Source organism: Flavobacterium sp. CG_9.1, from assembly GCF_015751645.1.
GTDB lineage: Bacteria > Bacteroidota > Bacteroidia > Flavobacteriales > Flavobacteriaceae > Flavobacterium > Flavobacterium xanthum.
This window is the reverse complement of sequence record NZ_JADOVC010000001.1, coordinates 218,676-238,373: the sequence shown is the minus strand read 5'-3', so window position 1 is coordinate 238,373 and position 19,698 is coordinate 218,676. Positions and strand designations below refer to the sequence as shown.

Below are 19,698 nucleotides of genomic sequence, written 5' to 3'. Positions count from 1 at the left end.
ACAATTATACCGATTGCAAAATCATTTCAATTTTACAAAAAATAAATTTAACTCCTTTTTTAGAGCTTCAAATTTCGCAGTCGCAATGCATTTGCAATAACAGAAACCGAACTGAAGCTCATCGCTAACGCTGCTATCATTGGCGATAGCAAAAGACCGAAAAAAGGATACAAAACCCCCGCTGCAATTGGAATTCCGAGTACATTATAAAAGAAAGCAAAAAATAAATTCTGATTGATATTTTTCATCACGGCATGACTCAATTCTTTAGCCTTGACAATCCCTTGCAAATCTCCTTTGACCAGGGTTATTTTGGCGCTTTCTATTGCTACATCGGTTCCGGTTCCCATCGCAATACCAATGTCGGCTTGCGCCAATGCTGGAGCATCATTAATTCCGTCTCCTGCCATAGCCACAATTTTGCCTTGGTCTTGCAACCTTTTAATTTCCTTTAATTTATCCTCTGGCAAACAACCCGCTATAAACGAACTCAAATGCAATTCGTCCGCGACTGCTTTGGCGGTGTTCTCATTGTCGCCCGTAAGCATAATCACTTCGATTCCCTGACTCATTAATTCCTTTATTGCTGCCACGCTCGTACTTTTTATCGCATCTGTTATTGCTACATAACCCAAAACCTGATTGTCTACCGAAATATAAGACACTGTTTTTCCTAGTTTCTGCTCGGCTACTATTTTAGCTGTTAAATCATCTGAAGTTTTTGAATTGTTTTGCTCCATCAATTTTACATTTCCAAGTGCAATTTTTTTACCATTTACGGTTCCAACCACTCCTTTTCCAGTAATGGATTCAAAATCTTTCGCTTCCAATAAAGTAACCTTTTTCGCTTTCGCAAAATTGACTACGGCTTGCGCCAAAGGATGCTCACTATACTGATTCAACGAAGCAATCATTTGCAACAAATCGTCCTCTTTATTTTCAGTCGAAAATACCTTTTCTACAGAAGGTTTTCCTTCGGTAATTGTTCCCGTTTTATCAGTAATTAGAACATTTACCTTATTCATATTTTCTAAGGCTTCCGCATTTTTTATCAAAACCCCAGATTGTGCTCCTTTACCCACTCCTACCATAACTGACATGGGTGTTGCTAATCCCAATGCACAAGGACAAGCGATAATCAAAACCGCAATCGCATTAATAAATCCATAAACGATTGCTGGCTCGGGGCCAAATTGTGCCCAAACAAAAAAGGTAATTACTGAAACGCCCACTACTATTGGCACAAAATACTTCGCTATTCTGTCTGCCAATTTCTGTATTGGTGCTCTGGAGCGGCTGGCTGAATTTACCATTTGTACAATTTGCGAAAGCAAAGTTTCTGAACCAATTTTTTCAGCAAGCATCACAAAAGATTTGTTCCCGTTAATTGTACCTGCAATAACTGCATCGTCTGCTTTTTTATCCAAAGGAATGGGTTCACCCGAAATCATGGATTCATCGATGGTGGTTTCCCCGTCGGTAATTTTTCCGTCAACAGGAATTTTTTCACCTGGTTTCACCCGAAGCAAATCACCCTTTTTGATATCATGAACAGAAATGACTTTATCGCTTCCGTCAATGACCAAAGTGGCCACCGTGGGTGCTAATTTCAATAATTCTTTTATGGCACCACTGGTTCTGCTGTGTGCTTTTGCTTCTAACAGCTGACCTAGCAAAACCAAGGTTAGTATTACCGTTGTTGCTTCAAAATACAGATGCACCGTTCCGCCTTCCGTTTTGAATTCATTTGGAAAGTATTCCGGAAAAAATAAGCCAAACAGGCTAAATAGAAAAGCTACCCCGGAACCAATTCCGATCAGGGTAAACATATTTAAGTTCCAAGTAATAACCGACTTCCAGGCTCGTACAAAAAACATCCAAGTAGCATAAAAAACAACCGGAAGCGACATGGCAAATTGTACCCAATTCCAACTCGAAGTGTCCATTATTTTCAGCAGCGGATTATTGGGTATCATATCTGACATTGCAATTATAAAAATAGGCAACGTAAAAACAACGGCTATTTTCATTTTACGAACTAAGTCAAGATACGTCTTATTGTCTTCGCTTTCGCTAGGCTCCATAGGTACTAAATCCATTCCGCATATCGGACAAGAACCCGGCCCTTCTTGGATTATTTCAGGATGCATGGGACAGGTGTACATTGTTTTCGTCGGAATTAAATCGGGTGCTTTTACCAAGTCCATTCCGCAAACAGGACAATCACCTGCTTTATCATATACTTTCTCCCCTTCGCAATGCATGGGACAATAATATTTTCCTGCCGCATTAGAAGGAATGCTTGTTTCCTCTTTATGATGTTGATGACTGCCTATCTCCTGTTGATGTGTTGGAGTACCACAGCAAGATTTTGCTACTGGCTCTTCCACCTTTTTATCAGCTGCAGCATTGGTTGAACTCAATTCAGGTTCTTTTAAAAAATGCATTCCGCAAACGGGACAATCTCCCGCTTTGTCGTACACTTTATCACCTTCGCAATGCATAGGGCAATAATATTTTCCTGCCGCATTATTTGATATGCTGGTTATGTCTTTAGGATGTTGGTGACTGTCTTTGTTTTGTTGATCTTTTGTAGTACCGCAGCAAGATTTCGCTACTGGCTCTTCCACTTTTTCATCAGCTACAGCATTGGTTGAACTCAATTCAGGTTCTTTTACCAAATCCATTCCACAAACGGGACAATCTCCCGCTTTATCATATACTTTATCACCTTCGCAATGCATAGGGCAATAATATTTTCCTGCCGCATTCTCGGATATGCCGGCTATGTCTTTATGATGTTGGTGACTGTCTTTGTTTTGTTGATCTTTTGTAGTACCGCAGCAAGATTTCGCAGCTGGTTCCTCTGTACTTTTTTCTGTAGTTTTTTCTTCAACAGCTACCAGCTGGCTCATCTCAATAGAATAATTTCCGGCAGCGGTTAAAGCTTCTTGCAACTGTGTAGTAGGAATGTGTTTATCCATTGTGATGGTAGCTATTGGGGGCTCTAACGAAACAATAGCCTCTACCCCTTTAATAGCATTCAGTGTTTTCTCCACTTTACCGCGACAACCATCGCAACTCATTCCGGTAATGATATAGGTATGTTTCATTTCTTTGCAGTTTTAAATTAACAGTACAAATATCCGTAGGATTCTACTTTATGTTGTTACACAATTCTGAATTACCTTTGTAAGATTACAAATCGTCAATCTGTTTTCTCATTTTATCTTTCAATTGCTTGAAATGGGTCGGGGTAAAACCAGTAGTCTTTTTAAATTGATTGCTTAAATGCGCTACATTACTATAATTGAGCTGAACTGCGATTTCACTTAACGTCATTTCGTTATAGATTAATAGTTCTTTTGCCCGTTCAATTTTTTGAGTAATAAAATAATGTTCGATTGTTGCTCCTTCTTTTTCTGAAAAAAGCTTACTCAAAATACTGTAATCTTGCCTTAAATCGGCGGCTAAATAATTGGACAAATTACTTTTCAGCTGTTCCTTTTTATAATGGACCAAGTCGATTATTAAATTCTTAATCCTTTCGACAGTCTTATTTTCCTTATCATCTAACAGTTCAAAACCGAGTGAACTCAGGTTCTGTGACAGCAGTTGTATTTGACTTTCGTCCAAATCAGTTGCAATTTCTACTTTCCCTAATTGCATTGCAATAATAGAAAGCCCCATTTTTTCCAACTCTGCCGACACCGCCATTTCGCAACGGCCACAAACCATGTTTTTTATATAAATTTTCACTTTATTATTTTTTGCTTTCGAGACGAATAATCATTTCATTCATTTGCTTAATTTCTCTTTCTTGAGCAGCAATTATATCTTCAGCTAATTTTTTAGCTTCTGGATCTTTAAAATCTACATTACTACTAGTCATAATGGCTGATGAATGATGAGGAATCATCGCTTTCATATATTGTATATCTCTAATAAAGGTTTGTGTCCTTAATAGAAAAAGTGTTCCTAGAAATGTAGTAGCGGCAAAGACTATTATCATTACATTGACTTTATTGTTTGGATACATTTTCCACATTAATAGTAACATTGTAATTGCCATTGCTGCAATCATTAAAGTAGTCATGTAAAAGCGAGTTATACTATTATAGATGTGACTGAATTCAGCAACATTTAAAAACATAACTAAATACATAACGACAAATGAAACCGCCATTATTAAGGCAAATTTTACATAAGGATTAGTTTTTAAGTGTGTGTTATTTTCTTCCATGATTCTATTTTAATTAGAGTTTTTGATCGTTAATCAATTTAACTTTCGGGTAACGTCCTTTTTATAATTATTTTATTATCAAAAATGCTTTTAAAGCCCATCATAACAGAACTAAGTTAGCTTTTTTTAACATTTTAACCTATTAATAAACAGTTTATTACACATTACATCTTCATCCCCGCCATGGGATCACTTCCTTTGCGGAATATATACTCACTGTTAATGGCATAAGCACCGCTAACAACGACTTTTTTCGTACTATCTAAATCCGATTTGATTTCGATCATTCCATTGGCTTCCACCCCGGTTTCAACCATCACGTTTTCAAAAATACCATGACTTTTTTCAACCCATATATACGTGGCATTTTCATCCCTAATAACAGCATCTGTTGGAATAAATAATCCTTTCTTATTAGATTGAGTTAATTTAGCTACTGCCTGCATTCCTGGTTTTAAAAACAAATTCGGGTTGGCAATTTCCATTCGAATTAATAGCAATCTAGAATCTGGATTAATCTCCGGATTAATAAATGAAATTTTAGCTTTCACTTCTTTAGTAGGATAATCTGTAAAAGAAACCCTAGCACTTTGTCCAATTTTTAATGATTTTGCATAGTTCACGTTTACTTGCGTTTCAAGCCAAAGCGTACTTAAGGCAGCCAACTTAATTATTGCGCCGCCTTCCATGATATAACTACCTTCTGTAGCGGCTATCTCCGAAATATATCCGCTATATGTACTATAAAAAGTAGTGTATGGTGATATTTGGGCATTGTCTTTAATACTCTCAATTTGTGCATTCGACAAACCATAGAACAACAACTTTTGCTTTGCAGCTTGCAACATGTTTTTGGCATTTTTCCCAAAATCACCAGGCATAGTCAATTGTTTAGATGCTGCAAAATAATCCTGTTTAGCAATGGCTATATCTTCGCTGTACAACTGGTAAATGGCTTGATTTTTATTAACATAATCACCCGTAGTTTTAAAATATAATTTCTCAATTCGACCCATCGCTCTTGCTGAAATGGTTTTGATTTGTTCCTGATTAATTGTCAAAACGCCCGTATAGTTTTCTTTCAGACTACTATTTGTTTCCTCTATATTTTGAGTGCTTATATTTCCCAGTTTTATTTGTTGATCGCTTAGGGCAATTTCATTAGAGGCCGAATTGTCTTTTTTCATTGGGGTCAAATCCATATGACAAATAGGACATTTCCCAGGCTTGTCTTCCTTTATTTGAGGATCCATGGAACAGGTGTATAATATACTTTCTCCATCCTGATGCGCGCTATGATCTTCCTTATTTTTAGTATTACATCCCATTACGACAACAAATGTCAGGAACAGGAAACTGAATTTTTTTATCTTTTGCATAATTATTCTGTTTTAATAAAGCTTTCGCTGTCCATTAAATATTGTGCATTGTCAGCAATTGCCTCATTTACATCAAGCCCTTCGATGACCTGAACAAAATCATTGATTTCAATTCCTGTTTTTATTTCTTTTACTTTAAAACCATTCTCCATTTTAATAAAAACCACTTTTTTACTGCCGATGCTAACTAATGCTTGCTTACGAACCCAAATTCCTTGTATAGGATTTGTTGCGACAATCCCTTGAAGTCGCAAGCCTATTGGGAATTTCAGATTGTTATTATTTAAATACACTCGAATCCTGTTCGTCTTATCAGTTGCGCTGAACTGAGTTTCTATAAAATTAACTTTGGCCTTTATAAAATCATTCTCCTCTAATTCTGATGAAAACCGAATGGGTTGATTGATTTTTATCAAACTGCTTTGTCCCTGCATCACATTGAAAACACCCCATACTTTATCGGTATTTACTAATTTAAAGACCACTTCATTCTGTTTAATATAATCCCCTTCCTTCAGTGTTAAAGAGGTCGTTGTGGTCGTGTTGTTTTGCATAGATCCTTCGGCAGCAGTCGTCATACTTTCAGTTCCTTGAACTATTCCATTGGTGGGACTATAAATAGTGATCACAGGATTTGTTCTTTTGGCTGCAGCCAATGAATTAATCTGATTTAAAGTCATTCCATAAAGCAGTAATTTCTGTTTCGAAGCCTTTATTATGGATGCGTTTTCAGCATCATTGGTAATTAAATAGATGAAATTTTGCTGTGCTGTCAATAATTCCGGACTATACAAATCAAAAAGTCTTTGTCCCTTATTTACTTTTTGGTATTTATAATTCACATACATTTTTTCGATTCGGCCACTTATCCTTGCTGCAATATTTACCGATGAATTAGGATCATAAGCTACAATTCCAGGCAGCTTTATTTCACTACTAATAGCGGTGTCTTTTGCTGTTGTGGTTTGAAATTCTCCCACCACGAAGCTATCTGTTGGTCGTAATAGATGGTCAATCGAACTGCTTTCCGTCGGTTGTCCCTCGGTCACTTTTTTTATCAAAGTCATTCCGCAAATCGGGCAATTCCCTGGTTCGTCCCTAATAATTTCAGGATGCATCGAACAGGTATATACCTCCGCCTGATGCTCGTGATCTCCTTGACTATTGAATTTATCTACGCCATAATAGACTCCAAATCCAACCACTAAAACGGCAATAGTTATTAAACTATATTTTACATATTTGTTCATACTTATTTCGTTTCCAGTTGTTTTTCAATCTCTACCTGAGTACTCAATATGGCCTGCAGCTTGTCTAATTTTTCTATTTGAGCCATATTCAATGCTTCCCACGCATCCAATACCAAAAATAAATCTCCCGTGTTATTTTGCCAAGCTATTATGGAGGTGTCATAATTTCTCCGCAGTGCCGGAATAATACTTTTGTCGGCAATTTCATATTGCTTTTTCAGGTTAGTCAACTCCGTTTGCATCCCTGAAATCATTCCTGTTGCTTCGTTGAGGATCATTTGTTTTTGCCAATCCAAACTTTCATTTTTTAACTTAAAACTGTTGATGTTCGCCTTATTCATTTTTGATGACCAAGGCATGGGAATTGCAATCATTCCCATCAAAGAAAATTGTTGCGGACCATTTCCGAAGGCAAACATGTGATCATACTTCACACCAAACTCGGGTAACAATTTTGCTTTCTCGGTTTCTATTTTCAACTGATTTAAAGCAATCGTTTTCTCAATAGCTCTTACATCGCTTCGGTTTTCAGAAAGCGACACCGTATCCGATTTCATAAAATTATACTCCTTTAAAGCATAAGTAGGATCGATTTCAAAAACAGTATTTTTGTCTCTTGCCATCAAAGTATTCAGCGTAATTTTCTTTTGCAAAATCTCATTTTTCAGCATTACGACCATGCTTTCTAAAGCGCTATATTGTGACTTTGCCTTATAATAAGTAGGCAATTTGTCCATATTATATTGATAGCGTATCTCCATGCTTTTGATTATATACTCTAAAAGCAATAAATTATCATTGGCTATTTTTATTTTTTTATCCAATACAATCCATTGGTAATAATTCATTTTTGCTAACGCATTCAACTGATTCACGGTATAATTTTTATTTTCTGCCTCTACCGAAGACATGGCATTCATGTAATTAGAATCGGCTTTTAGCCTTGAAGCGTTAGGAATCATTTGTGTAACACCTATCATATATGCACCCATACCAGGATTCATTTCGTCTCCCTTCCACATTTTAGTGTTATAAGGAGTCATAAACAAGCCCGTGTTCACTTGAGGTGCCATCCAACTATTTGCCCCTTTTGCCGCTGCATCCATGCTCTGTATATCGGCATCGTACATTTTTAATTGCGGATTATTCGTTTTAACGGTGGTCAAAACAGCATCCAACGAAAGTGTTTGCGCTACTGCAACAGTGGCGTTTAACAGCAAACAACTGATTATGATATAATATTTAATGTGTCGCATCGATAAGATCTATTTTGCCTTTTGTTTTTAATTCACGTTGTTTTGTCCATTCAAAAACAATAGGGGTTACTAATAATACATATATAACAGAGGTGATTGTTCCTCCAATAAGCGGAACCGTAATGGGAATCATCACATCAGCGCCCGTTCCTGTTGCCCAAAGAATGGGTACTAATCCAAATAGAGAAACCGACACCGTCATTAATTTTGGTCTCAGCCTTTTTGCCGAACCATCGATAATGTACTCTCTTAAAATAGCCGTAGTAATTGTCTCACTATTATTACCATATTTTGCAACCATTTTATTCATGGCCTCATTCAGGTAAATAGTCATTATCATCGCCGTTTCTATTGCCATCCCAAACAGTGCGATGAAACCTACTGCCACGGCAACGGATAAATTAATTCCATAAAAATAAACCATAAAAATCCCTCCTATTAAAGCAAAAGGAACCGTTATCATCGTTATCAAAGCTTCCTTCATCGAGTTATAGGTAAAATACAAAATCAGGAATATGATAAGAACAACGATAGGCAATATCAGTGATAATGTTTTGTTGGCTCTAATTTGATTTTCCCATTGTCCGCTCCATTCGACATAATAACCTTTTGGCAGTTTCGTCATCATAGTATTGAGTTTATCTTGTGCCTCCTCTACCGTACTCCCTAAATCACGTTCCCTAACATTAAACAAAACACTCCCACGAAGCATGGCGTTTTCGCTGTTTATCATTGGCGGCCCATCACTTATTTTTATATCAGCGACAGCATCTAATGGTATTGGTCCGTATTCCATTGTTTGCACTTGCAATTTTTTCAACGACTCAATACTATTTCTGTATTCCTGCGCATATCTCGCATTCACAGAAAAGCGTTGTCTCCCTTCGATAGTGGTCGTCAATGTCATTCCTCCAATTGCCGCTTCAACAACATTATTCACATCATCAATCGTCAGACCGTATCTACCAATTGCTTCTCGCTTTGCTTCAATGTCGATATACTTCCCACCGGTTATTGGTTCGGCATATAAATCTTTCACTCCTTCGGTTCCTTCTAATGTCTTTTTAATTTTTTGTGCCAAAGCTTCTATGGTATCCAAACTAGCTCCATAAATTTTCACCCCAACGTCTGTTCTGATTCCCGTCGAAAGCATATTTATTCGATTAATAATAGGCTGTGTAAAACCATTGGTTACCCCAGGTATTTGCAGTTTATTATTTATTTCATCGATGATATCACTTTTCGTTTTACCCGCTCTCCATTCGTTATGAGGTTTAAGCAAAATAATCGTTTCAACCATACTTATAGGACTATTGTCCGTTGCCGTATTGGCTCTTCCCGCTTTTCCCAAAACATGAGTGACCTCGGGAATTGATTTTATTATTTTGTCCTGAACCTGCAATATTCTTTTCACTTCAGAATTAGAAACATCGGGTAAGGTTACAGGCATAAACAGAATCGAACCTTCATCTAAAGGTGGCATAAACTCGGAGCCGAGCTGCGTAAACATCAACCCTCCTATTACTAAAGCAATGCAGTTTACCACCAAAACACTTTTTCTCCATTTTAAACAAAAAACTAGAATTGGAGTATACCAACTTTCCAGTTTTCTATTGATTGGATTTTTATTCTCCGGACGTAATTTTCCCTTTAGCAAGTAACTGATTAACACTGGAGTCAGTGTAATGGCTAAAAACGCATCTACGATCAGTATAAATGATTTCGTCCAAGCCAATGGACTGAATAGTTTTCCTTCCATTCCCGTTAGCAGAAAAACGGGCAAAAAAGAAGCAATCACAATCAGTGTCGAATAAAAAACTCCCGGGCCAACGAGCTTAGAGGAAGATTCAATTAACTTCATTCGTTCATCAGCCAACAATGGATCGTGTTCTTTTTTAAATATTTTTTTAAATAACTTTTTCATCGTTGATTATTGATTATTATCCATTTCTTCTTGTTTCTCAGAGATGGTTCTATAGGCATTTTCGACCATGACAATTCCATCATCAACCACAACACCAATAGCTAGGGCTATCCCCGTGAGCGACATAATATTGGATGAAATCCCAAAAGCTTGGAGCAAAATAAATCCTATAGCAACAGATATTGGTAACTGTATCAGAATAATCACTGCACTTCTCCAATGGAAAAGAAAAAGAAGAATCACTATTGACACCGCAATCATTTCTTCGATTAAAGTTCCTTTAACAGATTCAATCGCTTTTTCAATTAGTTCGCTTCGGTCATAAGACGTTTTGAAGGAGACCCCTTCCGGCAATCCTTTTTCGACTTCTTTCATTTTCAGTTTTACTGCTTTGATAACCTTATCAGCATTTTCGCCGTAACGCATCACCACAATTCCTCCCACTACTTCACCTTCTCCATTCGCATCAAAAATACCCAGACGTAAATCTCCGCCCATTTGAACGGAACCGATATCTTTTACTCTTACGGGAACGGAATTATAATTTTTGATGGCAATTTCTTCCACATCTTTGATGTTTTTTATGTAGCCAAGCCCTCTAACGATATAAGCCATGTTGCTCATTTCAAATTTCCGCCCTCCAACATCATTATTGCTTGTCTTTACGGCTTTCATCACTTCCATCATACTAACATTATAGTACTGCATTTTCAAAGGATCTAAAACCAATTGATATTGTTTTTCAAAACCTCCAAAGGAAGCGACCTCAGCCACACCCGGAACGGTTTGTAAAGCAAATTTCACATACCAATCCTGCAACGCTCTTTGCTCACCTAGATCCATTCCATTGGTTTCCAAATGATACCAAAATATATGACCTACACCGGTACCATCAGGCCCTAAAGTGGGAACTACATTTTGTGGCAACAATCGTTGTGCATAATTTAATCGTTCCAGCACACGGGTTCTTGCCCAATAAGGATCTACGTTATCTTCAAAAATGATATAGATAAAACTCATTCCAAACATGGAAGAAGCTCGGATATTCTTGATTTTCGGGATTCCCTGTAAATTGGAAACCAAAGGATAGGTTACCTGATCTTCAATTACCTGCGGGCTTCTGCCCATCCACTCCGTGAAAACAATAACCTGATTTTCTGATAAATCAGGAATGGCATCGATGGGATTTTGCTGCACACTATAAATCCCCCAACCAAATAAGCAGGCGGAAACGAGCAATACAATCACTCGGTTTTTTAGTGAGAATGATATTAATTTTTCTACCATTAGGATTAATTATTTGCTGAAATACTGTCTTTCGTTTCTTCGATCCAATTGAGCAGTATCGCTTTACTCTCGCTAGTGAGTACGGCATTTTTATGCATCATGGTATAAGAAGCCAAAGGCATTTCATCTGATTTTATTTGTTTGATCATTCGATCTAATTTGCTTTGTTGTTTCCGTTTGGAATAAGTGCCAAATTCACTGAAATTCAAATTTTCTTTCCCTTCGTTAATATGACTATCCATAAAAATTCGTACAGGCTGAACATAGGAGTACCAAGGATACTTGGTGTTATTACTGTGACAGTCAAAACAAGAAGTTTGTAGAATGCCTTGAACTTTAGCAGGAACCTTGTACAATTTTGTGAAATGCATAGGTGAAACCTGCCCATACTCTACGTTACGGGCGGGTTGATACAGTTGCATCAACAAAAAAAGGACTACACTTAAGATAGCCCCTTTTTTTATGATTGGTTTCATTTACAATTCTTTTTCTACTCTCCCACATGTCAACATTTCAGCGCCGTAATATGGATTTTTGATCTCTTTCGAGTCACTTATCCAATAGCCACTTTTTCCCTGATCATACATTGGACAGTACTCTTGATATAACTTTTTATTTGTTCCAAAAGTTTTTATCATATCATTTATGTCTCTACTCAAAAGAGCAAAATGTTCTCTTTGATGCTCTATTTTTCCAGCGTTGTCAGCAATATGTTCGGCGTGTTCTTTGGCATCATCTGCAATTTCAATATATTCCTTTTTCAATTTTGCATCGATTGAAGTAGTGTTTGCTGCATTGAAGGTTGCTAATAACGCCTTAGCAGCAGCGGCTGCTCCATTTGAATCGTCGTTTACAAGCGCATTTTTAACTTTTAAATAATCATTTACATTTGCATCTACAGTTACAGAAAAGGGAGTTACTGCACCCTTTTCTGTTTTTACTTCCTCAGAAACAGCTTCCGTTTTAACTACTGACTCCGTTAATTCCATACCGCATTTAGAACAAGTATCCCCTTGCTTTCCAGTAACTTCAGGATGCATTGGACATGAGTATAATTGCGATGTACTTTGTGTAGTTTCTGGCTTCACGGACTCATCTGGCTTATTTTTTTGATTACAGCTTACTACTACAATTGCCATTAGAACTGTTGAAAGAATTATTTTTTTCATTTTTATTTGATTTTTCATTTTGATTAAATTTTGATTTAGGTTTTCAACCTTACTATTTTGTAATATTAAAAAAAGTATACTCCAGATTCAAATAAATCCCATTTGGTGCAGATCGAAGCATGGAACTATACAATTCATGCCTATAGGCAATATCGATTCGTGCCTGACTTTGGATAATGAATTGAATCGCTGGTACGGCATCTAAATATGATTTCCCGTTTTCATTAATCGTTTGTCCTATAAATTCTACCATAAGGTTAATATTTGTTTGTTTAAAATTGGTATATTTTTTAGGATACATTAATTTTCCAAAAGACAAACTGTAATTGGTCGCATTGTCTCCCTGCATGGACGGATAAGGATAATTAGGTTTGTTATCTAAAGCCTTTTCAAAACTAACAGACGAACTAATGGCTACTTTTTTGATTAATTTAGTAGCAACAATTCCAGTTTCAAATCCAGTATTGTGTCCCATTATTTCAATTGTTTCCTGATGAATATCGGCATTATTGAAACTGTATCTCCCAAAAGCAGCCAGACGAAAATGACTGTTCATGTCATCCGTTGAAAAAAAACGATATTTAGCGTAAAGACTACCACCTTCTGTAACTAATTGTGAATTTCTATTGCTCACAAAAATTGATGTTCTAAGCATCAAATTCTTATTGGCACCCCAAGTTATTTCGGGCATGAGATGGTAGCTGTACCCAGACTTCATTTGTTCCTTAAAAATAGATTGTCCTAAACGAATCCCTAATGAACCAGCAGGAACATTACTTGCAGGATCCGTAACAACAAAAAGTTCTTGAGCAGCTAATCCTTGCAGGAGAAAAAATATGCAAATAATTGACAATTTTCTCATTAAATTATAATTTTAATATGATAATCGTCTTCGTTATCTAATGGATATGATACTACTTTAGAAAACGTTTTGAGTAGTTTTTTATGCTCTTTTTGGGTTACATATCCTTTGTCATATATTTTTAATTTTGTTGATCCAGTACTATCGTTAAGCCCTTCATTCAATAAAATAAAAGTTGAACCATTTAAGGAAATCGTTTTATCACTTGCGGATTTTAGTTTTTCTGTAGGTAGAGTGATTACTAAAGATCCAATAAAGAAACCTGCTTTTTCAACCCCTTCTTTTAGTACTCTAGGCATTACTTTACTGTCCTTTTTAAAGTAAACAATGAACGTATTAGTATTCAAGTCAGTGCTTACACTATCCACACCTACTGTTGCTTTCAGCTGTTTGTTTATAGCATTAGAACACATAGAACATGTTAAACCGGTAGCGATTATTTCTACTTTTGAGATTTGGGAGTAGGATTTTACACTTGCTATCAAAACCAAGCAGGCAATCAGAATGAATTTTAAATTTATATTTTTCATTTTACTTTATTTTTTAATTTGCATTATTATTTCTTCCACAGTTGGATTGATGGCTACTAATGTCCCTGAAGTATCAAATAAATAAGAATTAGGCAATTCTTCCACTCCAAAAAGCACTGCTGATTTTGCATCAAAGCCTTTGGGGTCTATTAATTGTTGGTACGCTAATTTATCTTTTTGAATGGCGTTCCTCCATTTTGTTTGATCCGTGTCGAGGGCTATTCCAACAATTTCAAAGTTCTCCTCTTTATATTGATTGTATAATGGAGCCAACTTTCTATTAGCCAGCCTGCATGGTGCGCACCAAGAAGCCCAAAAATCAATTAATACTGTTTTCCCTTTTAAAGAGGCCAGATTAACGGTTGTCTCTTCGTTGCTTTTAAGTTGGAAATCAGGTAAATTAGCTCCAACTTTCATTTGTGAATGGGCAGCTGAAAAACTAAGTATTAAACTGAAAACCAGGATTATTTTTTTCATTTTTGTATTCTTTTTAAATACTTATTGAATCGTTTCAACGGTTTTACCACACGTCATCATTTGAGATCCGTAATATGGATTTTTTACTGCATTTTCTTTGCTCAACCAGTTCGCACCTTTACCGCCGTTTGCCATTGGACAAAACTGAAGATAGACTGGTGTTTCATATTTAGCCACTTTAATCAATTCGTACATTGATTTTGAGAAAGGAATAAAAAATTCTCTTTGTTTTTTTATGTCTTGCGTTGCCGCAATTTCTTTGGCACCAGACATTAAACCTTTCATTTCTTTCATCCAAACCATGTGAACATCCATCGCAAGCTCGTCCATCTTAACAGCATCTGCAGCCGTCAGAAAGTCTTTAGCGATAATGGATGCCGCTTTTCCATCTGTTTTTACCAAAGCATCTTTCAACAAGAAATAAGTATCGAACACAACTTTTAAAGGTGTGTCTACTTGATCTTTTACAACTGTATTTTCAGTGTGATTGGCATGATTTGAATGATTTTCTGCAGCTACTGTTTCCATTTTCATTTCTGTAGGAAGAGCTACCTTAGCTTGTCTTTCATATTGGCAGCAGCCATGTAAGGCGTCGTAAACATCATCTGGAGCAAGAAATTTATCGCTGTCGTAACCCGCTAAAGCAACCCTTTTTAAGATTTCGTCCTGACTCGTTTTAGTAGAATCATACGTTAGTGTTGCCATTTTTGTGTCCTTGTTCCACGCTACCTTTGCCACTTTCTTTAAAGTTCCAGCAGTTTCGATAGTGCTTTTACACATGTCACAGTTTCCATATATTTTAACGGTTTCTGTTTTACTGTTTTTAATTTGCGCGCTCGCAACTGTGACTGAAAGCAATAATGTAATTGCCATCAATATTTTTTTTATTGAGTTCATTGTATATTAATTTTGAAGTGAAATAGTCGGAACAATAAGTAAACCATAGCCTGCACAGCTATATTTAAATTGTATTCGACAAAATTTATTGATTTTTTCACAGCCTAAAACAGACTGAAATAAACAGTCTTTCGGCTGTCACAAAAGGAATTTAGCTTATTTTAGGGGGAAGCCAAATAGAACGGAAATCAGAGGAAATGAAGATTTCTGAGTAATAATAATTTTGCTTTTTAGTTGAAAAACTAAAGAGCTGATCGTTAAATTCTGCGTAATGAATTGAAGTCATTCCTAAATAAACGGTTGAACTGCTACAGGTAATACTTTTGCAAGCACCATTACAACCTTCATGTGATTTCTCTTTTGAAGATTTTTCACTTTTACAACACTCTTTTTTATTCTTTTTTGGAGAAGACTCTTTTTTGCAACATTCTTTTTCAGTTTTTGTTCCACATGCCAAAGCCACGGTCGGTATCATAAAGAAACCGATCATAACTACTAGCAGTATGTAAAACTTTTTAGACATTGCAAATTTTATTGGAGACAAAGGTAAATAATTAATAAATAAAGGAAATAAATTTATTCCCAAATACATGTTAAAATAGCATTTATTATTTTCCGTCTCCTAATATCCCATTCATTATAGATTGTAATATTGACAATATGATGCTAAAAAATAAGGCGGTCAAAAAGGTATCCACACTAAATCCACCTACGATTTTTGTACACAACAAAATCATTAGTGCATTGATAATCAATAAAAACAAACCTAAGGTAAGAATAGTAACTGGTAAGGTAAGAATAACCAATATTGGTTTGATAAATATATTGAGCAAGCCCAGAACAATTGCTACGATTAACGCGGTAGTAAATCCATCCACACGAACCCCAGGCATAAAGTTCGCAATTAGCAAAACTAAGGCCGAAGTAACAAGAATTTTAATTAGTAAGTTCATGGAGTTTTGTTTTAAAGTTTAATAAATGTAGTAAAAATTTAAAAGAATTGTATTTATTTTAAAAAGGAAGTCACTTTTTGATAAAATTCAGCTGGGTTTTCAGCATGAAGCCAATGTCCTGCTTTAGGAATAGTTTCGATACTTGAATGCGGGAAATGATGTTTTATAGTGTCAAAATCGCTATCTAAAATATAACTAGAATTCCCCCCACGAATAAATAACGTAGGTTTATCAAAAATGGCATTCTCTGGCAGCGGAACTCCTATTTCTTCCATTTTAGCATTAAAAACGGCTAAATTAAAGCGGAAAGCCAATTGTCCTGGCTCTTGCCAATATAAGCTTTTCATCAAAAACTGTCTAGTTCCAAAGTCAGGAATAAACTTCGACATGATTTCTTCAACATCACTTCGGCTTGGTTTTATTGAAAAATCAACGGCGTTTAGGCCTTCCAGAATTTCCTGATGGTGTTGCGGGTAAAATTTTGGTCCAATATCCGCAACAATTAATTTACTTACTAATTCAGGATGTGATATTGCCAATAGCATCGCTACTTTCCCGCCCATGGAATGTCCTATAATAGCAATATTCTCTAGCTTATGACCTTGACAATACTCGACAACATCCTGAACCATGATTTCATAACTAAAGTCTTCCGCGTGCAAGCTTCGTCCATGATTTCGTAAATCAAGAATATGAACCTGAAAATCAACGGCAAATTGCGTTCCTAGTGTTTTCCAATTATCCGACATTCCCAGAAATCCGTGAAGAATTAATAGTGGCTTGCCTGTTCCTTCTATCTTTGAATATAACATGTGATTTTTGATTGTGGATTAATGATTTTAGATAGTTGATTCCAATTTGGTCTATCCAGATTCATAAATCGTTTTTTTATATACTATTTTAATTTTTGCAAATACATATTAACCACATTGTCCAGCCCCAGATAAATGGCTTCAGCAATTAACGCATGACCTATGGATACTTCGAGTAATCCCGGAATATTTTGTTTAAAAAACTGGATGTTATCCAAACTAAGGTCATGGCCTGCGTTAATGCCCAGTCCAAGTTCATTAGCCAAAATAGCGGACTCTGTGTAGGGTAAAATTGCGTTTTGATTCCCCAAACCGAATTGATGCGCAAATGCTTCCGTGTACAATTCGATTCTTTCAGTTCCAATTTTTTTTGCTCCTTCGATCATTTCCAAAACTGGATCTACAAAAATAGAGGTTCTAATTCCATTGCGCTGAAATTCCTGAACGATTTCAGTTAAATAGGAGCCATGCTTAATAGTGTCCCAACCCGCATTTGAGGTTATAGCATCTATTGCATCTGGCACCAAAGTCACTTGAGTAGGTTTTATTTCTAAAACAAGATCCAGGAAAGTTTTCTCGGGATTCCCTTCTATATTATATTCCGTATACACGATTGATTTGAGATCTCGAGCATCTTGATATCGGATGTGACGTTCATCCGGACGCGGATGAATCGTGATTCCTTGTGCTCCAAACTTTTGAATATCGGCTGCAACTTTTAATAAATCGGGCACATTTCCTCCACGAGCATTGCGCAAAGTGGCTATTTTATTGATATTTACACTTAACTTTGTCATTAAAACTCCTTTTTATTTTGATACTACTATTTACTTGAAGCAAAAATACAAAGTTAAATCTAGGAGTTTTTGCTTATTTTTGATTATTTTGCATCGAATATTGCCAATTGATTTATGACAGAAATTACAGAATATATAACTAACGATTTTAGAGCGATTGACAGTCAGGAAAGTATTTCAACTGTTCAGGCTTTTTTTGACGGCAGTCACTTTTCGCATTTTCCAATAATTGAGGAAGGAATTTATATTGGAAGTATTGCAGCAGAAGACATAGAAACTTTTGACCCTGAGAAGAAAGTGACTGATTATCGGTTTACACTTGAAGGTTTTTTTGCTAGAACCAACACTATCTGGCTTGATGTTTTGGAAGTATTTGCAAAAAATCATACCAATTTAATTCCTGTTTTAGATGAAAACAATGTCTATGTAGGGTACTATGAAATAGAAGATATTCTGAAATTTTTTCACGAAACCCCTTTCTTAAAGGAACCGGGTGCCATTATTGTGGTCAAAAAACCAATTTTAGATTATTCGATGAGCCAAATTACCCAAATTGTAGAAAGTAATAATGGCAAGCTTTTGGGCTTATTCATTTCTGAAGCAGATGTGGAAAGCGTGGAAGTGACCCTAAAAATAACGTTGGGCGCCATGAACGAAATAATCCAAACTTTTAGAAGATACGATTATGAAATCATCTCAGAGCATCAGGAAGACAGCTACATCAGTAATTTAAAGGAACGTTCTGATTATTTAGATAAATACCTTAATATATAGTTCTCATTTGACTGATTATTGGTTTAGTCCGTTACATGTCAAAATAAACACATCACCATTAAAAGATTCAATAAAAAGATGAAAGTAGCTATCTACGGCCAATATTATCAAAATAGTACCGAACCCATTATAAACGACATCTTTGTCTTTTTCAATAAAAATAAGGTAGAGATGATTATCGAGTCTCATTTTTTGTTGATGCTTAATGAACGAAAGATTGTCGAAAAAAAATATAAAACGTTCAGTTCTCATACAGAAATCGACTCCAGTTTTGATATGCTGATTAGCATAGGAGGAGACGGAACTATTTTGAGAGCCGCTACATTAGTGCGGGATTCAGGCGTTCCAATTCTAGGAATAAATGCTGGACGATTAGGTTTTTTGGCAACTGTTCAAAAGGAGAACATTGCTGAATTTATGCAATTTGTAATAGATAAAAAATATACTATTTCTAAAAGAGCCTTGTTGAGTTTAAGTTGTTCGCCACCAAATGAATCTATTGAAGAAATCAACTTTGCGATGAACGAAATTACAGTTAGTAGAAAAGACACTACCTCGATGATTACGATTGACACGTATTTGAATGATGAATATTTGAACTCGTATTGGGCAGATGGTTTAATCATATCGACTCCCACGGGTTCTACCGGATATTCTTTGAGTTGTGGCGGCCCCATTTTGACTCCTGATGTCAAAAGCTTAGTTATCACACCCATAGCGCCACATAATTTAACTGCCAGACCATTGGTAGTGCCTGATGAAACTGAAATTCGATTGAAAGTTACAGGAAGAGAAGAAAACTATTTAGTTTCCTTAGATTCCAGAGTCACCTCTGTAAAAAATGAATCCATACTAACTTTAAAGAAAACTCCTTTTCAAATAAACATGGTGGAAATTCCAGAAGAGACTTTTTTAAAAACGTTGCGCAATAAATTACTTTGGGGAGAAGACAAGCGGAATTAAATCTATTTTTCAAGAGCCATACGATTTTATCAAATTTTACCGTTTAAATGAAACAAATGCATATTTAGCGGTTGTTACTACACTAATTAGTAAAAAAAACCACATTTAGCAGAATGGGTATTGAA

Annotated in this window: 18 protein-coding genes and 1 pseudogene; 2 read left to right on the top strand and 17 right to left on the bottom strand. The window is 36.0% G+C overall.

Annotated features, from left to right (window positions below):
• Positions 1-59 precede the first annotated feature (59 nt).
• The 17 genes and pseudogenes from IWX83_RS01060 to IWX83_RS00975 all read right to left on the bottom strand — a co-directional run bounded on the left by IWX83_RS01060 (position 60) and on the right by IWX83_RS00975 (position 17,836).
• The gene (locus IWX83_RS01060; protein ID WP_196827040.1) at positions 60-3,113 is read right to left on the bottom strand and encodes a heavy metal translocating P-type ATPase; all 3,054 of its coding nucleotides are present in this window, start codon (positions 3,111-3,113) and stop codon (positions 60-62) included.
• A gap of 85 nt (positions 3,114-3,198) precedes the next feature.
• Entirely contained in the window at positions 3,199-3,717 is a 519-nt protein-coding gene (locus IWX83_RS01055; protein ID WP_175547725.1) for an AraC family transcriptional regulator, read from the bottom strand.
• A gap of 46 nt (positions 3,718-3,763) precedes the next feature.
• Positions 3,764-4,243 carry a DUF305 domain-containing protein gene (locus IWX83_RS01050; RefSeq protein WP_196827038.1) on the bottom strand — a complete coding sequence of 160 codons (480 nt, stop codon included), beginning with the start codon at positions 4,241-4,243 and terminating at the stop codon, positions 3,764-3,766.
• Between the two features lie 164 nt (positions 4,244-4,407).
• Complete coding sequence (locus IWX83_RS01045; RefSeq protein WP_196827037.1) at positions 4,408-5,622, bottom strand: efflux RND transporter periplasmic adaptor subunit; 1,215 nt, start codon at positions 5,620-5,622, stop codon at positions 4,408-4,410.
• 2 nt (positions 5,623-5,624) lie between these two features.
• The gene (locus tag IWX83_RS01040; RefSeq protein WP_196827035.1) at positions 5,625-6,872 is read right to left on the bottom strand and encodes an efflux RND transporter periplasmic adaptor subunit; all 1,248 of its coding nucleotides are present in this window, start codon (positions 6,870-6,872) and stop codon (positions 5,625-5,627) included.
• A 2-nt stretch (positions 6,873-6,874) separates the two neighbouring features.
• Positions 6,875-8,128, bottom strand: coding sequence for a TolC family protein (locus IWX83_RS01035; RefSeq protein ID WP_196827033.1), 1,254 nt, complete (start codon positions 8,126-8,128; stop codon positions 6,875-6,877).
• Positions 8,115-11,339: pseudogene (locus IWX83_RS17125) on the bottom strand (efflux RND transporter permease subunit). The gene IWX83_RS01035 and the pseudogene IWX83_RS17125 overlap by 14 nt, the downstream one beginning before the upstream one ends.
• A 5-nt stretch (positions 11,340-11,344) precedes the next feature.
• Positions 11,345-11,815, bottom strand: coding sequence for a heme-binding domain-containing protein (locus IWX83_RS01020; RefSeq protein ID WP_196827029.1), 471 nt, complete (start codon positions 11,813-11,815; stop codon positions 11,345-11,347).
• Positions 11,816-12,526: a DUF3347 domain-containing protein gene (locus IWX83_RS01015; protein WP_231379731.1), complete on the bottom strand. Its 711-nt coding sequence runs from the start codon at positions 12,524-12,526 to the stop codon at positions 11,816-11,818.
• A gap of 34 nt (positions 12,527-12,560) precedes the next feature.
• Positions 12,561-13,370 (bottom strand): hypothetical protein, encoded by an 810-nt coding sequence (locus tag IWX83_RS01010; RefSeq protein ID WP_073352075.1) that lies wholly within the window; start codon positions 13,368-13,370, stop codon positions 12,561-12,563.
• Positions 13,370-13,900 carry a heavy-metal-associated domain-containing protein gene (locus tag IWX83_RS01005; RefSeq protein WP_073352077.1) on the bottom strand — a complete coding sequence of 177 codons (531 nt, stop codon included), beginning with the start codon at positions 13,898-13,900 and terminating at the stop codon, positions 13,370-13,372. Before IWX83_RS01005 ends, IWX83_RS01010 begins: the two co-directional genes overlap by 1 nt.
• 6 nt (positions 13,901-13,906) lie before the next feature.
• Entirely contained in the window at positions 13,907-14,377 is a 471-nt protein-coding gene (locus tag IWX83_RS01000) for a TlpA disulfide reductase family protein (protein ID WP_073352079.1), read from the bottom strand.
• Positions 14,378-14,398: 21 nt separating this feature from the next.
• On the bottom strand, positions 14,399-15,274 hold the full coding sequence (locus IWX83_RS00995; RefSeq protein WP_073352081.1) for a DUF3347 domain-containing protein: 876 nt from the start codon (positions 15,272-15,274) through the stop codon (positions 14,399-14,401).
• Between the two features lie 151 nt (positions 15,275-15,425).
• Positions 15,426-15,797: a hypothetical protein gene (locus IWX83_RS00990; protein WP_196827027.1), complete on the bottom strand. Its 372-nt coding sequence runs from the start codon at positions 15,795-15,797 to the stop codon at positions 15,426-15,428.
• Between the two features lie 85 nt (positions 15,798-15,882).
• Positions 15,883-16,227 carry a phage holin family protein gene (locus IWX83_RS00985; RefSeq protein ID WP_073352083.1) on the bottom strand — a complete coding sequence of 115 codons (345 nt, stop codon included), beginning with the start codon at positions 16,225-16,227 and terminating at the stop codon, positions 15,883-15,885.
• A 53-nt stretch (positions 16,228-16,280) separates the two neighbouring features.
• The gene (locus IWX83_RS00980) at positions 16,281-17,039 is read right to left on the bottom strand and encodes an alpha/beta fold hydrolase (protein ID WP_073352085.1); all 759 of its coding nucleotides are present in this window, start codon (positions 17,037-17,039) and stop codon (positions 16,281-16,283) included.
• A gap of 83 nt (positions 17,040-17,122) precedes the next feature.
• On the bottom strand, positions 17,123-17,836 hold the full coding sequence (locus tag IWX83_RS00975; protein WP_073352089.1) for a pyridoxine 5'-phosphate synthase: 714 nt from the start codon (positions 17,834-17,836) through the stop codon (positions 17,123-17,125).
• A 114-nt stretch (positions 17,837-17,950) separates the two neighbouring features.
• Here IWX83_RS00975 and IWX83_RS00970 point away from each other — a divergent pair, with 114 nt between their 5' ends.
• Positions 17,951-18,610 carry a CBS domain-containing protein gene (locus IWX83_RS00970; RefSeq protein ID WP_196827025.1) on the top strand — a complete coding sequence of 220 codons (660 nt, stop codon included), beginning with the start codon at positions 17,951-17,953 and terminating at the stop codon, positions 18,608-18,610.
• A 78-nt stretch (positions 18,611-18,688) separates the two neighbouring features.
• The gene (locus tag IWX83_RS00965) at positions 18,689-19,573 is read left to right on the top strand and encodes an NAD kinase (RefSeq protein ID WP_073352093.1); all 885 of its coding nucleotides are present in this window, start codon (positions 18,689-18,691) and stop codon (positions 19,571-19,573) included.
• Positions 19,574-19,698: the final 125 nt, after the last annotated feature.